The sequence below is a fragment of the Capnocytophaga leadbetteri genome (genome assembly GCF_003054025.1).
Lineage (GTDB): Bacteria > Bacteroidota > Bacteroidia > Flavobacteriales > Flavobacteriaceae > Capnocytophaga > Capnocytophaga leadbetteri.
This window is the reverse complement of the sequence record NZ_QBKG01000027.1, coordinates 1-16,700: the sequence shown is the minus strand read 5'-3', so window position 1 is coordinate 16,700 and position 16,700 is coordinate 1. Positions and strand designations below refer to the sequence as shown.

The 16,700-nt window shown below is 40.3% G+C and carries 12 protein-coding genes and 1 pseudogene; 9 read left to right on the top strand and 4 right to left on the bottom strand.

The genetic code is table 11. From position 1 onward, the window contains the following. The first annotated feature begins 301 nt into the window (after positions 1 to 301). The 3 genes from C8P65_RS12320 to C8P65_RS11785 all read left to right on the top strand — a co-directional run bounded on the left by C8P65_RS12320 (position 302) and on the right by C8P65_RS11785 (position 3,026). Positions 302 to 961, top strand: coding sequence for a hypothetical protein (locus C8P65_RS12320; protein ID WP_245887415.1), 660 nt, complete (start codon positions 302 to 304; stop codon positions 959 to 961). Between the two features lie 68 nt (positions 962 to 1,029). Beyond that, positions 1,030 to 2,484, top strand: coding sequence for a hypothetical protein (locus tag C8P65_RS11790; protein WP_245887413.1), 1,455 nt, complete (start codon positions 1,030 to 1,032; stop codon positions 2,482 to 2,484). A 53-nt stretch (positions 2,485 to 2,537) separates the two neighbouring features. Then, the gene (locus tag C8P65_RS11785; RefSeq protein ID WP_095914400.1) at positions 2,538 to 3,026 is read left to right on the top strand and encodes a thioredoxin family protein; all 489 of its coding nucleotides are present in this window, start codon (positions 2,538 to 2,540) and stop codon (positions 3,024 to 3,026) included. 71 nt (positions 3,027 to 3,097) lie between these two features. Here C8P65_RS11785 and C8P65_RS11780 read toward each other — a convergent pair whose 3' ends face one another. From C8P65_RS11780 to C8P65_RS11760, 4 genes are all read right to left on the bottom strand, one after another. After that, positions 3,098 to 4,126, bottom strand: a complete 1,029-nt coding sequence (locus C8P65_RS11780; RefSeq protein WP_107782963.1) for a Gfo/Idh/MocA family protein — start codon at positions 4,124 to 4,126, stop codon at positions 3,098 to 3,100. A gap of 6 nt (positions 4,127 to 4,132) precedes the next feature. Continuing rightward, positions 4,133 to 4,741: an IMPACT family protein gene (locus tag C8P65_RS11775; RefSeq protein ID WP_107782962.1), complete on the bottom strand. Its 609-nt coding sequence runs from the start codon at positions 4,739 to 4,741 to the stop codon at positions 4,133 to 4,135. A 33-nt stretch (positions 4,742 to 4,774) separates the two neighbouring features. Next, entirely contained in the window at positions 4,775 to 11,863 is a 7,089-nt protein-coding gene (sov, locus tag C8P65_RS11770) for a T9SS outer membrane translocon Sov/SprA (RefSeq protein WP_107782964.1), read from the bottom strand. A gap of 165 nt (positions 11,864 to 12,028) precedes the next feature. Further along, the gene (locus C8P65_RS11760) at positions 12,029 to 12,301 is read right to left on the bottom strand and encodes a glutaredoxin-2 domain protein (protein WP_107782961.1); all 273 of its coding nucleotides are present in this window, start codon (positions 12,299 to 12,301) and stop codon (positions 12,029 to 12,031) included. 475 nt (positions 12,302 to 12,776) lie between these two features. On the opposite strand from C8P65_RS11760, the gene C8P65_RS11755 reads away from it, so the two are divergent. The 6 genes and pseudogenes from C8P65_RS11755 to C8P65_RS11730 all read left to right on the top strand — a co-directional run. After that, entirely contained in the window at positions 12,777 to 13,094 is a 318-nt protein-coding gene (locus tag C8P65_RS11755) for a hypothetical protein (protein ID WP_107782960.1), read from the top strand. 434 nt (positions 13,095 to 13,528) lie between these two features. Then, positions 13,529 to 13,978 carry a hypothetical protein gene (locus C8P65_RS11750; protein ID WP_107782959.1) on the top strand — a complete coding sequence of 150 codons (450 nt, stop codon included), beginning with the start codon at positions 13,529 to 13,531 and terminating at the stop codon, positions 13,976 to 13,978. A gap of 168 nt (positions 13,979 to 14,146) precedes the next feature. Further along, positions 14,147 to 14,866: a pentapeptide repeat-containing protein gene (locus tag C8P65_RS11745; protein ID WP_107782958.1), complete on the top strand. Its 720-nt coding sequence runs from the start codon at positions 14,147 to 14,149 to the stop codon at positions 14,864 to 14,866. Between the two features lie 299 nt (positions 14,867 to 15,165). Beyond that, positions 15,166 to 15,378, top strand: coding sequence for an AHH domain-containing protein (locus C8P65_RS11740; RefSeq protein WP_211305905.1), 213 nt, complete (start codon positions 15,166 to 15,168; stop codon positions 15,376 to 15,378). Between the two features lie 2 nt (positions 15,379 to 15,380). Next, on the top strand, positions 15,381 to 15,674 hold the full coding sequence (locus C8P65_RS11735) for a hypothetical protein (protein ID WP_245887412.1): 294 nt from the start codon (positions 15,381 to 15,383) through the stop codon (positions 15,672 to 15,674). A 197-nt stretch (positions 15,675 to 15,871) separates the two neighbouring features. After that, positions 15,872 to 16,579 (top strand): annotated as a pseudogene (locus C8P65_RS11730) (phage integrase SAM-like domain and Arm DNA-binding domain-containing protein); the annotation flags it as partial. Positions 16,580 to 16,700 lie beyond the last annotated feature (121 nt).

Genomic DNA, 16,700 nt, shown 5'->3' with positions numbered 1-16,700 from the left:
ATCTTCTAAATCTTTAAATGATTCTGTAAAACAACTATCCATAATATCTTTTTGACAGCAAAGATACTAAGTTATTTTTAAATGCGAACGCCGTGAACAGAATTTTTTTCTTTTTCACCTACCCTATACAAACGATACAGGAAGAGCGAAGGATAAGCGACCCATTACCGAAATATAAACATCTACTCTTCCCAGCCCTCTCAATCCTCCCAGCCTTCCCTCAATCGCCGGTGCGGCTCGCACTCCCAACTCCCATAATTGGTATGAATTTTGTACTCTTATTAAGCAAAAAAAGTGTTCTATGAAAAGCCTCCTCCTACTTTTCACCCTCTTAGCCAGCGCAGGCTATGCTCAAGTCGATAGCCTTATCGGGATTTATAAAAACGATAGAGAAAGAGAAAGTATTCGGCTCAATGCTGATAATACTTTCGATGTGATAAAATACTCAGGTAGCTACAGACGCGATGGCAACCTCGTGATACTAAACGCTGACCGCTCTTTTATGCTACACAAACAGCAGGGCAACTCCCAGCAGCTGCAACTCTCATTCATACGCTCCAAAGGAATGATTTGGGAGGCTTCCACCCCGTTTATTTATGTAGGCTACGAAAACGAACAAGGGGGCGTCACTTATCTGCATCTGTATAAGGAGGTGAAAGACCAGTTCGCTAATGATACCCTTCATATCGAAATTCCGCGTACCGAAAAGCTCTATTTGGTAAACAGCTTTGCTGCCGAATACCGCGAAAATAACGACAAGGTAACCATCAACACTTTTTATATAGGCAAAAATACCAATGCCTTAGAAGTTGTTTTCTTGGGAGAGAACAGTGCTTTAAGGAATGAATTTATAGGAGTATATGAGGCTTCAACAGGCGAGCTATCACTTATGGAAACAGGCAATAAAAGCCCTGATATATACCAGAAGCTCATCCCTACCCCCTCTACCCCAACGAGATAACGCGTGTAAAGAACTGGGAACATCTGGCTTTTAAAGGACTTAAAACGAATAGGAAACTGGGTTGTATAATGGATGATTATGACGATATACTCGAAGACTATAAAGAGGAGGAAGAGGAAGCAAAGATAAACGCCACCTTAGTAGTGAGCGATAGCAAGAATGTTGAAAAAGCAATACAACGCGTAAAACCCACTCAGCAGTTGCTCGCTATCCTTCACCAACCGCAGAACCCCAAAGCCGACAAAGAGTTTGAGTTGCTAAAACTATCTTACAAGATAGAGAAAAGCGATAAACTACCTTTTACTTATCAGTTTTATACCACTTCTAAAGACGATGAGCAGTGGCTGAAAAAACACGGTATTGCCACTGATAAAAACCAAGTGATTTTTGTAGATTACGAGGGACACGTGCTTTACTATCAAGAAAGTACCATAGCCGAAGCCCAGCGCGATGATTTCTTCGGAAAAAATACGGCACCTACTCTTTTCAACAGCATCATAGTAGCGCGCCACATCGACCAGCTATTTGCTAACCCTCAGGCTCCTATAAAAGAAGTGGAAGCGCTCTTTTACACCTACCTCAAAAACTATGATTTGAGCTTATATTTGCTTACCGATCGCAAAAAATTTGAGCAAGAGTATTACGCACTCGACTTCAAAAATAAAAAACTTATTTACCAACTGAAAACCACCCCCGCCCAACTGACTTACCAATGGCGTAGAGTAGCTGCAAGTCATCAAAACGATACAGTTTTAGACCCCTTATTTGCCAGAATGACCGTCAGAAACCTTGATAACTACCAGAATTATCTGATAGAGGATAAAAAAGTCGCTACTAAAGACAAGCTACAAACCATTGCCTACCTGATGAAGTTCAGCCAAGCCATTGAAGCCTACAACCAAGCTATTGATAAAGACGTGAATATCAGCTCTAAAAAGAAAATAGAGCTATACGACTCGACTGTGCAAGAGGCCATTAATGACTTAGAAAAAGAAAAAGTACTACCTCTTGAAGAGATTAGACCTATTTACGAAGAGGCAGTCGCTAAAAAGATGACTTCGGCACTGGGTTATATATACTATTTGTTAGACCGAGATAAGCAAGCGGCTATTGATTATTACATACCTTATATAGAGGGAGTTATCGCGCAGGGGAAAGGCAATTTTGTGCAAGGTATCAACAAGGTATTTCCTAAGAATGGGTATTATTCCGATTGGTATTCTTATGGCAATGTATGGACAAATCAGGCTAACACTATTGCTTATTATATCTTCGAAACGCGTCGCAATGATGCTGCCTTACTCTCTAAAGCCACACGCTGGATGGAGGCTATCTGCGATTTCAGAGAGAATGACCCTTATTACCTCGATACTTACGCCTGCTTACTATACGCTACCAACCAGAAAGACGAAGCCATAAAAACAGAAGAAAAAGCCGTGCAAGCAGCACAAGAAAAAGATAAGAAAAAACTTTTAGATAGCCTGCAAAAGACTTTATTGCAAATGAAAAACGGCACTTTGTAGCACTTTGTGGTATGAATTTTGTATCTTTGCAATATCAAATAAATTGTGTTTTTATGAAGAACCTTATTTTTATAGCCCTGCTTTGCTGGGGCGGAATGACAGCTTGGGCGCAAAGTAGTGAAGAAACTAACAAAGAGCGCGCGGGCTATGAGCAGCCTTATCACCCTGAAGAAGACGGCGATAAGCGCATCAGCGAATTGCTAAAACAAGCTAAAAAGGAACGCAAAAAGGTGCTCGTACAGATTGGGGGCAATTGGTGTATTTGGTGCTTGCGCTTCAACCATTTAGTAACCACTAACCCTGAGTTAAAGACTATTTTAGACAAGAAATACGTGTTTTATCACCTCAATTTTTCACCTGAAAACAAAAACGAAAAGGCTTTTGCCAAATACGGCAACCCTGGTGCGCAGTTTGGTTATCCTGCATTCTTGATTCTCAATGCCAAAGGAGAAGTGCTCTTCACCCAAAAAAGTGAGGATTTAGAGTCGGGCAAAGGCTATGATACTAAAAAAGTAAAGAAGTTTTTACAAGGAAGATTATAATTTGTCAATTAGTCAATTTGCCAATTTGTCAATCATCTCATCGGCAAATTGGCAAATCGATCAGCTCATCGTCAAATCGACAAATTGGCAAATCGACAAATTGGCAAATCGACAAATTGGCAAATCATCTCCATCGTTGCTACGGCTTGGGCAGCGGGTACGGGGTTCTCTTTCTTGCCTATAAGAGCTTGATAGAAATCTTCGTAAAACTGCCAGTAATTGCCGTGCTGAGCGGTAGTAAGGGTACGGCTTTCGAGGGTGTGAAGTATCCCATTAGGCTGCTCTATTTTAGGCATCCAAGGGGTAGCGGTGGGTATGGCTCCGGCTACAAGGGCAGCTTCTTGTCCGTCGAAACGCTGCTGTAAGAAAGAGCCGCGAGTGCCGTGTAGGGTATATTCCCATTGGCGTTCTAGAGCATAAGTAGTCGATTTGAGGCGCACCCGCAATTGTTGGTCGTAAAAGAAGAGCAATTCAAAATAATCATCAGCTTGAGTATGAGGGCGCAGATAACCCTTATCAGCATATATAGCCTTAGGCTGCCCAAAAAGCTGTAGGGCTTGGTCTATGAGGTGCGCCCCTAGGTCATAGAGAGCCCCTCCGCCACGCTCAGCTGTTTCTTTATGGGCTTTACTGCTAATCTCGGTACGAAAACGGTCGAAGCGTATTTCTACTTCTTTCAGCTCGCCCAATACCCCACTTTCTATTACCTCTTTTACTTTTAGATAATCACCGTCATAACGCCTATTTTGGTAGACAGTCAGCAGTTTGCCTTTTTCTCTTGCCAAAAGGTCGAGGTCTTGCGTCTCTTCAGCAATAAGGGTAAAAGGCTTTTCTACTAATACGTGTTTACCTGCCAAAAGGGCATCTTTAGCGTACTGATAATGCGTCTGCACAGGGGTATTGACTACTACTACCTCTATTTTAGGGTCTTGTAGCATCTCTTCTACCGAGCGGTATAATACACTATCCGGATAAAGCGTACGCGAGTCCTCGCGATGACGCTCTACCACTGCATAAAGGTGCAGGTGTGGGTGTTGCGCTATAAAAGGTGCGTGAAATACACGCCCACTCATTCCAAAACTACTAAGGGCTACATTCATAATTTGCTAAGTATCTAATTGCTTGATCATCACTCCGTAAAGGTTATTAAAAATCTCTTCAATTTTAGCGTAATCGCTTTGGCGGATAGCCAGATGTAGCTCACAACTTTCGGTGAGGTGTTGGGCAGTAACCGTCAGGTTTTGCTCTTTTACTACGCGCATCACTTTGTTCATCAACGGATAGTCAAAGTTAATTACCAATTCTTCAGTGATGAGCTTTTCCTCTATTTCTGTTTCTTGCAGGGTAAGTTGGGCAGTCGTTTTATAGGCTTGCACCAGTCCGCCTACTCCCAATTTGATACCCCCGAAATAGCGCACTACTATCACTAGTACATTAGTAAGCTCAAACGATTGTATTTGCCCATAGATAGGTATGCCCGCCGTGTTATTAGGCTCGCCATCGTCATTCGCACGATAACGCAAATGCCTACCATAGCCCAGTTGCCACGCATAGCACCAATGGCGTGCCGAGAAGTGTGCCTTCTTGACCGCCTCGAGGTGCGCTTTTATCTCCTCTTCAGAAGTGACGGGAAAAGCATAGCCTAAAAACTTGCTGCTCTTCTCCTTAAATATCACCTCTTCTACAGGGGCTGCTATGGTTTTGTAGGTATCCAATTTATAAGGGTGTAAATTAGCTTATTGGGCTATTTATTGAAAGGTATACTTCACTGATACGCCTGTTCTGAAAGTTGTCATCGGGAAGGAGGTAGAAATAGCCGATTTCGAAAAATTGTACTGCAAGTAGTAAGACGCTAACAAATTGCGACTTAGTGCATATTCAGCACTAAAGTTACCTATCCACGAGGTCTGTCCTGCAGTCACTTGGTTATTAAATATCTCCATATTGCGTATCACAGTGAACTCTCTTAGGTAAGACAGCGTACCTTTGAGCACCAAATCGCTTTTTACGGTAGTAGGTGTACCTGCCAATTGGGTAACAAATGCCAAGTTTTTGAAACGGTAGCCCATACCGAATTTGTATTCGCGCTTGAGTATCTCGGTCAGATAATCATTATCGAGACTGATAGAGATAGTACGGTCGCGGTTGAACTCTGCCAATAAGCTCATAGAGTTCTTAAGCTCCATATCAGCACGTAGCAGTGGGTTGAACTGCTCAGCAAGGGTAACAGTCGAGTACAATTTATCATTGAGGAAATCACCTGCTACGTTGGTCTTATTAGGGTTAGCAGGCTCGTACTCTAAATTAGTACGGAACTCACTAAGCGAATAGCTCGCGCGATAGCCGTGTGCTAATGAGAAGCGTTTGAAAACACTCTTGATGAAATCAACCCTCATCAGCCCTGTATAGCGCACATTCCACTCAGGAATAGGAATACTCTTGAAAGCATCGAGCGATACACCGCTGGCGCTACTACCCGAATAAGCCGCTACAAAGGCAGGTATCATCACCGCTTGGCTCTTCTTGCTATAGCCCACCGGATAGCCCTCAGCATCTACATTGGCAGGGTTAAGCCCTCGAGCATCTGCCAAACGGCGCGCTATGGTTAGACGGTTGTTTTTAAACTTATCAAAGGCTGCCGAATTGTATTCGTCTATCTTATTAAAACTTGAAGCCAATAAGTTAGTAGAGATATTAAAACTTCCTACCTGATTGCCTACCAATTTGTTATACACAAAGTTGCGCACCTCGAAAGTTTCGGTGTAGTTCTCAGTGTATTGCCTATTTGCTTTTAGGTTGATTTGCAAATCGGGTATAGGTTGCAAGTTAGCGGTAATGATAAGTTGCTTTTCTTTAGAACTGATATATTGGTCGTTGAAATCAGCGAACTCTGTTAGGTAACCTTTCTTAGCCATCTCGTAGCGCAAGTCAGTTTGGTCGCCAAACATAAAGCCTGCTGATGGTTTGAGCGTACCGAGGAAGCCTATTTGCTGGGTATAACCAGGTATAGTGCGCGCATTGGTAACCGAATAATTTACCCCAGCGGTTTTAAGCATTGTCATCAGCGATTTTCCTACACTTGTCTTCTCACCTCGCGGAGTAGGTTTCACTCCTAAATAGCGATAGAGTTGTTCGAAAGTAAAGTTGGCTGTTAGGTTGTGGGTATTGCCATTTTGCAGGGTGTTAATATCCTGATGTGCCAACTGTAGCAGCGTTTGCGAACCGCGCTGATAGTCGAAATCACCTGAATAAGTATAGTTAGCCCTCATAAACTCAAAGAAAGGGAACTTGCTAAATGGCAAGTCGTAATTCAATTGGAATTTAGAGAAGAAGTGGTCAGGGGTACCCATATCCCAGAAATCACTCCACAATGATTTTTCTTTATTCACGCCCGAAATATCTCCGAAAGCATCATAAGTATAGTAATTGCGGATAACGCTATTATTAGTAGCATTAAAACTAAACTTCAGCGACTTAGTAAGGTTATAATTGATAGCGTACTGATGGTTCATCAAGTAGTTGCGCTGTTGTAGCTCTGGCAGTGCTTTCTGCAAACTGGTATTAACGCCCTCAAAGTACACATCGCGGAATAACTGCTTAGTAAATGAGCGGTTTACATCGGCTGTAAACATTACGCTAGTAGGCAATAAGTTCAGATTAACATCACTAAGCCATTGCCAATACTTTTTGCCTTTGAATTTGGTTACCTTCTTAAAAGGCTCGAACGCAGTAGGCTTAAAGGCGTAGTTATACATAAAGCCAGCGCGTACCTGCTGCTCATCTTCATACTTAAGTTCATAGTCGCGGTGGTTCTTCTCGTTATAAGCGTAGTTAAACGTAAAGTTTTCTATGTTGTACACACGTGGCTTTTGTCCTTCCGATAGGTTCTTCTTCACCCCTATCAAGTTAATGCCTCGTCTTAGGGTAAAGTCTTCAGCCTGCTCTCTTATGACGTCACGCTCCGAGCTGCTTTGGGCTACGTCTAAACGGTCTTTCAGCTTAATATCCTGATACACGGGGTCATACTCTGGAGTAGAGCGTTTTTGCGAGTGACTTAAGCCTACCGGTATTTGCATATTCCACTTAGGCGGCAACAGCTTACCCGCATTTACATTCATCATCACATCGTACTCTTGGGTGCTCTCTAACGCCCGTTGTTTAGGGGTTTGGTCTACCGAACCAAAGCCTACGGTGTGCATACGCCCTGTAGCCGATATGTTCAGCAGTTCAGAGGCATTTGCATCGAGGGAGCCTATAGCTGCCCAACCACCGTGGTTTTCGAGTTCAGCTACACGCAATTCGTTAAACCAGAACTCACCACTCAATCCATTATTGCCCGATACGTTCTTAATACCTACCATCATAGCGCGTACGCTACCCAATGACGGATTTCCCTTTATCACATAGCGGTTTTCGCCAGCGTGGTAAGGGGCATTTTCGCTCACTACATTGTAATTGCCGTCATAATAAGTTACCCTATCGAGGGTTTGGTTTCTGATGCTTATAGCTTTGAGCTTGGTAAGCACTTCCATCGGTATAGAGAACTGGTTTTCTTTAGGCCATATAGTGTACTCTGACGAGCTACCCGGTTGGGTAACCTTCAGTGGTATTTCTACCTGATAGTAGTTATCGCTAAAGTCGGTACCGAGCCTTATAAAGGCTACCGCCTGATTGTCGTGCAGAGGCTTATTCTTATAGGCTTCGGCGTGTACAAACATCTTGATATACTTATACTGCCGCAGGTCAAAGCGCAACGCCTTATACACCGCCCTACTATCTTTATTTTCGAGATTATCTACTATGTACGATAGGGCTTGTTCGTTCTGCTCTACTAAAGTATTGTTAGTATTGATACGCTCGCGGTTTACCCCTGGTGGCATACGATAAGGTATAGGCTGACGGGTTTCGTTTTCAATTAGGTTTACTGAGTTGATTTCTACCTTAGTGCCATCGTCTGAAGGGTCATCTTGGTCGGTGCTAAGGGTATAGTTGTAATAACGCCAGTCACCGCGCACCAAATCGAGGGTAGCAAAACGCAAGAGCATCTCTTGAGGGAAGCCCGTTAGGTACATACGCATATGGGTCATCGAGTTGATGATGTCCATCTTATCATTGCTATTTAGCGGGAAGGTATAGCCTTCGCGCCACATAGCTCCGCTCTCAATCGGTATTTTGAACTGTATCCAGCGAGTAGCCACCCTTTGTCCGTTAGGCGCTTCTACCGATACGGTGCGAATATCATTTACATAAGGGTCAGCAGTGCTGATATTAGGTTTGATACGCACCCTATACTCTAAGTAGTTATTGGTGGTATTCATCGTGAAGTCGCCGTTGATATCTTCATTATCAGGCACGGTAGTAGAACCTCTGTCGTTGTCAGACACTGATACTGGCGAGTTGCCTTGTGTACCGTTGTAATTGTAATAGCGGTTTAAGATGCCCCCACTGCGCGCCAAGAAATACTCGTAGTTATCCATCGCAGGGTCGTTAGGCGAAGTCGCTATGTTGTTGCTATATATTCGGGCTTCATCGGCATCATTCAGACCATCTAAACCTATATCTTGCAGCCTGCGGTTAGACGAACTTTCATCAAAAGCATATACTAACGATTGGGCTGCAGGCACTTTGCCCCAAGTAGAGGTATTGATGCTAGAGGTAGACGAAAGCCCTGGCAATCCGTTTTCGTATTGCTTACGTCCGTCTTTTAGCACGTCTTCTGAGATGTTTCCTAAGTTGAACACCAATTCACCGGTACCGCTGTATTCGCCTGAGTAATAAGGGTCCATCACCCAGAATTGCAAAAACTCGATATTGCTTTCTTGAAAATCAGAATAGCTCATACCGCGCATTATACCCCCCCATTTTTCGTCTTTGGTTTTAGTGGCGAAGTTAGGGTCGTTATTATAAGCCCCTTTGGCGTTAGGATAATAGGCTAAGTCGAGGGTAGCCTGCACTAACGATTGCCCTTGTGCCAACTGCTGCTGAGGGAATATCTCTTCTATAAAAATACGGCGGGTGCTGTTCTTTGATATTTCGTTACTGCTGATGGTCGATGGTTTCTGAGTAGAGTAGAACACAGGGTCTATGGTATACCATGCCATTTTAGCACGCCCATAGCCATTCTTTAGGTTATCGGCATCGTCAGGAGTATTGCCGTATAGGGTTTGCGGCACCGAACTGTTATTCCTGCCCCCTGCTGCGCCAAACTCTAAAGGCGTACTGGCTAACTTCCACGCCAAAGGCGAACGCATATCAATAGTGCTTTGTGCTGCCTCAAAATCGTCTAAGTACACGGTGGTTTCACCATCAAAATCGTCTGCCTTAGGAGTGCTTGCCAACAGGTAAGCGAACTCACCTCGCAACGAAAGGTTAGAAGGCGCATCACTCTTGATAGTAGGAATGCGATTTACCCAGCGGGTAAGGAATGGCATTTCGGTAGAATAAGTACCGGCTAAGCCAAAAATAGTGTTATTTACATTCTCTTGTCCATAGCTGGTTTTCTGCGTAAAGGGTCGTTCGCGCAGATTTACGATAGCCCCGTTTAGTATGAACTTATCGCTGAACTTATGCTCTACATTTACCCCCATAAATCGGGTGGTTTGTCCGCCAAAAATGAGGTTATTCTCCATTGACACCTGTATAGGCATATTGCTAGCCTCTAAACTGGGGTTAATTATCTCTACCGTACCCGATTGGTAATCCACCAAATAGTCGAGTCCCTCTACTAATAGACGTCCACCGGCTGTTACCCTAACCGAACCTCGTGGTACGTTGAAAGCCCCCAACGAAATACCGCGCCTGCTTGAGGCTTTGTAGCGCCCTTTCATCACGAACTTGTTTTTCTCGCCGTCCATTTGGGCTTTGGTCTTGGTATTTTTATACAGCGAAGTATAGACATACTTCTTCTGGTTATTGTTATAGGTGGCAGGGTCATTATAAGTCCCCCCCCCTAAAGTGGTATGCAAGAAGTTACCAAAAGGTTCTACTTTGGTAAAGAATATTTTGCCGTACTGCTCATCAACGGTAATCCCTGGTAAAAAGTCGAAGAAGCCATCGCCCCCTGGTTGTGGGTCGTTGTACTTATTGAGACGGTCGAAGTTGAAAAGATTCAGTAGTATGCGGTCTTCTAAGCCTGTTGGCCAGCCTACATTATCTACTTTATCTATATAATTGACAGGCGAAGGGTTAGAATAGAAGATATTCATACGAAAATCTTCAGCTGACAATTGTGCTGTACCCACCGAATAGACGTTTTTCATCATCAAATCCCAAATAGGGTCTTTCACATTCAGGCGGTTGCTCTTAAGCATCTTCAGCACCAATAGGTTATTGGTAATAGCGTTATTGCCTCCGTAAAAGCTGTTATTAGTAGTAGCCGAAATACCATCGTTAGCAAACTCGCCCACTTGGTACACTTGGCTGCCGTAGGTATATTGGTAAGCTACCGCCAGCACCTCATCGGCACTGAGGGCTGTGCTGAGCGAGATGAAGCCCAGCTTGGTATCTACCTTATAATCAACCCCTTCTTCGAGCTTGCGAGCATTCTCTATTACGGCATAGTCATACCCCTGACTGACATACGATTGGTTCGTACCAAAACCCTGTTGCACGGTTGCCACATCGCGGATAGCATTAGTAAGTACCGAATTGGCAGTACCTATCTGCGTAGGGTCGTACTTATTGGCGCGGTTGGCAGGCATATTGTTAGTAGTGCTATTGTAGAATGCAGGGCCTGCCTTGTCGTACAGGCGCGTTCTATCCATTCGGGGTTCGCCTAAGTCTTGTACTGCCAAAATGTTGCGTATGTTGCCCATACGGCTATTGCGGTTGGTTACCCACACCTCTAAGCGGGTAATCTGTACTTTGCTATTGATAAACGGATAATTTTCTAAAGCTCTATCGTATTGGTCGCGGAAGAAATGCGCCAAGAAGTAGTTTCGATTTTCGTCGTAGTCTAAAGCCGAAAACTCAAATTCGGTAATAGTACCGCCCCCTTGTGCCGTAAGGGTTTTGCGCTCTGACTTCTGTTCAGAGAAAACCCCTGTGATAGTGGTACGCCCAAACTTGAGTTGTGTTTTCACCCCGAAAAGACTTTGCGAACCGGTAATAAGCGAGTTAGAAATAGGCATAGAGATATTACCGAGCTCTACTTTCTGTAGTATATCATCTTCATCAGGAGCGTATTCTAGTTTGAATACGTTCTGAAAATCGAATGAGGCTTGGGTATCATACTGGGCATTGAGGTTCAGACGAGTACCTATCTTGCCGGTAAGCCCTAAGCTGATGCGCTGCTCGAAGTCCAAACCAAACGAACTGCGGTAGCGCGGACTGACAGCAGGGTTATCGTTGCGGGTATAGCGCAAACCAAAATCGACCCCCACGCTTCCGGTAGGGGTAAACTCTATATTGCGCCCTCCGAAAATGCTTTCAAAGAAATCAGAATTGACATATAGGTCGGGTAGCAAGTCGCGTTGGGCTTTTTTCTTTTGGGTAGTATCGCTTTGGGTATCGCCTAATACGTCTAACTTATCGCGATAGTAGGCACTCATACGCTCGCGCATCACTAAGTCTTCGTATTCCTTGACAGTGAGGAACATAGGGGTCGCAAGGTCGTACTTACCTAATTTTTGGGTATAGACATAGCGGTCTAAGGCAGGATTATAAGTATACTGCTGCACGATGCTCTTAGGTTGCTGCAAGCCAATGCGCCCGATACCGTTTTTGACAGTAGTTTCGGACTGAGTAGATGAAGTATTTTGAGTAGTATTGGTTACTTGTGCTTGCGCAGATAAGAAGCTGAAAAAGAGTAGTATAGTGATAGTTAGATGTTGCTTCATATTACTAATAGGGTATATAATACGGAATGTAATTTTGCGGCAAAGATACAAATAATTAGCAAATTAGCAAGTTTGGTGATTAGCAAATTTTGAGAGCCCTAATTTCAACATCAGGTACTCTTTTTATATATTTTTTCTTCTAATTGTTGTGTTGTAACACATATATCATAATTTTTGCTCTTGTTCTCTTTTAGCAATAGCGGCTTCCCAACGCTTAGCAACAGCCTTATTCACTTTTTTAGAAAGAGCCATAATCTCATCGCGGTATTTGATAGGAATACCGTATTCATCTTCTTCTAAGTCATCTATTTCAGGCTTTGCAAGAGCCTTTTGCGTTTCTCTTTTCTTAGTAACCTTTAGAAAATCAAAGTTTTTGGCAAACTCTACAAAAGCTAAAGCTTGCGGACTATCATTATTGAGGGTAATTGTATATGGCATAACGTTTCAATTTTTTATAAGGCAAAAGTACAAATAATTTGCCAATTAGCAAATTTGGTAAATAAAGGTTTGTATACCTTAGAATTCATAACTAAACATTACTAAGGAGATATTTTATCATAAAATACTGATTGTTAAATGTATACATAAACATCCTCCCTACCCCCCTTCAAAGGGGGAGCCCATACACGAGCATCATAATAGCACAATATACTTTAATGTAAGGTAGCATATTTTTCTGTTTTTAGGTCGGTTATTAGACGATTATTTTTCGGTTATCGTTCGCTCTTCCTATATCGTTCCTATATTGTTCCTGTATCGTTTGTATAGGGTAGGTGAAAAAGAAAAAATTTCTGGCAACACGGGTTGCTAATTGGTAAATTATTTGTATCTTTGTAAAAGATAAAAATGGTAATCTTATTGATGTATCACAAGTACCAACACAAATAATTAGAATGAAATAAATAAATAAAATATGAAAGATATAGTATTATTGAATGTAAGGAGACTAGCAGAAGCATATATAAGACAAGTTGATAAGGACAATACACTTATTGCTTGTAGCAACTTGCTTCAACTTAGCTATAAAAAAGGGCTCTTACATAAAAATCCTTTTGATGAAGAAGGTAATTTAAACATTGACACAGTCATCAAAGAAAGTGATTTAACAAACTTAGGTAAACGATTATTTGATGATTTAGCTGATAAGTGGTTTGCTTACACAGATCGTACTCAAAAATATGACAACATTACAATGCTGGAAAAGTACTTTAATAATTTGAACAATGGGTAATATTCTAGATGTGTTGTTAAAATCACAACAACTTGCTAATCAAAATAATACAAAAGAACTGCCCTACTATTTTTCTTTACCCACCATAGAGATAAGCATTTTTAAAGCCTATAAAGTGCTCTAAATAGTGCGAGGGGAATTATGAATTTTGAATTATGAATTGTGGGACTGGTGGGAGGAATGAGAAGGCTGGGAGGGCGAGCCGCACCGGCGATTGTGGGACTGGGAGAGAATTTTGAATTCTGAATTTTGAATTGGGAGGACGGGGGAGGAACTTTTTTCTTATAGCAATTGGAAAATGCAACACAAGTTAGTGGAAGATTTTCTTTAGAAAAAGGTCTTCGTAATGGAATACTATTTAGAGCGGATACCCAAAATAATATAACTAGTTATGACTAGTAACAACAGAAGAAATTCCTCAAAATATTTAACATATGAATTTAGAAGAAATAGGTAAATACATAAAATGGAAAAATAAATGGTCTAAAAAAGATAACATTGACTTATACCAATATATAAGTTTCAATATTCATCCTGATGATATTTTAATCATAGGTAAATTACTATTTCCTGAGACTATAGAAATTGAGAACTCTATTTTACTAAAGGAAAACTATAATTATTTTCTTTATGAGAGTCTCAAGAAGAGATATAACAATAGTAAAGAAATAGAATCTGAGATAAATAAAATATACTTATATGATTTATTTGCTCATTGTACTGATGTTATTGATGATAAATTGTTTAAAAATATAGGTGAATTTATACAATTTTCTTGGGATATTTATTTTAAATATAAATTTCCTAATAAAAATATAGTTATAGAACGCATAAGTAACATATATAATTATGGTGATATATTGTCTTTCTATACAAAAGAGTAATTTGGGTAATGGGTAATGTATCAGATGTGTTTTTAAAATTTCAATAGATTAATAATCAATACAATAAAAAAGAACTACCTTATTATTTTTTTACTCACTATAGAGATAAGCGTTTTTTAGCCTATAATGCGCTCTAAATAGTGCGAGGGGAATTATGAATTTTGAATTATGAACTATGAATTGGGCACAAGCTGCAAGCTTGCGACAGCGGGGGGGAAGGTGTTTATTGGTGACCTTAGAATAAATGTTATGAAAAATATTAATTATAAAGAAAAATCTTGGAGTACTTTTACAAAATTCAGTAAGCAAAATTTTGATGATTTTGACTTCTCAAACACTGTTTTTGAGAACACAGCTTTTGAAAGTTGTATTTTTCAAGACTGCTTATTTTTTAAAAGTAATTTTAATCATATTGGTTTATGGGGATGTGATTTTATAAATTGCCAATTCATTAGTGCTGATATGAGAAATATACCTATTGGTGTAGATGGAGGAATATTGAAAAACTGTTCATTTCAAAAATGTAATTTTCAAGGACAACATTTTGAGTATCCATTTTTTGACAACTGTATTTTTGATAAGTGTAAGTTGAAAAATATAAATTTTAACGACTCTTCTTTTCGTAATTGTAAATTTATTGGAAAGTTGGAGGATGTTACATTTAATGGTATATATAACAATAGAAAGAGAGAAAGAACAGTTTTAGAAAATGTAGATTTTTCAGAGGCTGTTTTTGGTGATTTTGTTAGTTTCGAAGACTGCGACTTATCAAGTTCTATTCCGCCTAAAACAAGAAATTTTGAGGAAATGTTATATGTTGTAGACTTAAATAATATCAAAATTCTAAGTACAGGAACAAAAGATAGATTTGTTATACAGAAAAAGTAGGGTGAGGTGGCAATGTATCAGATGTGTTGTTAAAAGCACAACAACTTAACTAAGTGAAATACAAAAAGACTAAAACCTTATTTTTCTTTACCCACCATAGAGATAAGCGTTTTTTAGCCTATAATGCGCTCTAAATAGCGCGAGGGGAATTATGAATTTTGAATTATGAATTGTGGGACTGGTGGGAGGAATGAGAAGGCTGAGAGGGCTGGGAGGGCGAGCCGCACCGGCGATTGTGGGACAGGGAGAGAATTTTGAATTGGGAGGACGGGTGCGACAAGTGGGACGGGGAGAGAATTGTGAATTCTGAATTGGGCACAAGCTGCAAGCTTGCGCCAGCGGGGGCTTATCATCGAGAAATTCATACAAATGAATATTTTAGAAATGTTGCTAATAGATTGGAAACAGCAGAGAAAAAAGGTGGAGATAATGAGTTTCTGCGAGAAGTGTACGTTCGGGCAGAATTAGAGAATATTAGAAATGATTTATTGTTTAATAACGTAATATGGTAAATATGAACATATATCAATTAATTAATGATTTTTCCTACAAATCTTTTAAGACAATAGGAGGTACCTCAAAGTTTATTACTTTTAAAGGACAATCCTTAATAGATTCTTGGGAGGAATTAGAAGGAGAAGTTTATAAAAATTTCGACAACAAAGGGAAAAAGGATGGTTTTGACGCTCGTGTACACGGAGCTTTCTTAGTAATGGAGAAAGAAAAAGCAATGCTTTTTTGCAAAAAATATAATTTAAAATGCAAAACTACAAAAAATAATGTAATTAGCTCATACAAAGAGGATTAATTTTTTGACAGGAAGATAAGAGAAGACAGAGTCTTAGATGTTTTAGATAGGTTTTTTCAAAAATAGGTTTCTAAATCGTTACCTAATACCTTGAAAAATATTTTTTGTTAATAGGTTATATTTCAGTGTTTTACACCTTTTTTCATATTGTACAGTAACTTGATAAAAAGTACTTTCACAAATTAAAAAATTAGAGTATGAAAAAAGTAAAACACTCAACCTTTAAGGTATTGTTCTACCTTAAAAAGAATGCCCCAAAGAAGAACGGTAAGGTTGCTATTATGGGGCGTATTACCATTGACAATCAGGTAGCTCAGTTTAGTACCAAACTTGAAATCCTTCCACAGAAATGGGATTTGAAATATGGCAGGGTAACAGGTAAAACAGAAGAAGCTACCCAACTCAACCGAAAGCTGGAAGAAATTCGCTCACGTATCATTACTCATTACGAGGAACTGATGAAGTACGAGGGAGTGGTTACAGCTCAGAAGCTAAAAGCTACTTTTCTAGGTATAGGAGTAATGGAAGATTCCTTGCTAAAAGTCTATGAGAAGTTCAAAGAGGACTTTGCCTTGATGGTAGAAAAAGGTGTTAGAAGTTACAGCACTCTTAACAAATATGAGAATGTATATACTCATTTGAGCGAGTTTATCCAGTACAAATACCGTAGAAGTGATATTTCTTTCAAAGAGCTTACAGAAGACTTTATCAACGATTTTGATTTCTATCTTAGAGTTAATAAAAGTCTTACTCACAACACAATATGGGTTTATATGATGCCCCTTTGTAAAATGGTAGAAATAGCCATAGATAAAGGAATTATCTATCGCAATCCTTTTAAGAATTACATAAGCTCTATGGAGGAAAAGGACAGAGGCTATTTGCTCAGAGAGGAAGTAGAAACTTGTCACGTCCTAAAAACGGTTTACATTTATTTTGTCAGTTTAATTTATGTTTTTCATTTTTTAAGTTAAGTATTGTAAGCAAGAACTCCTTTACTACATCAGTATAGATGAGTATCAACTA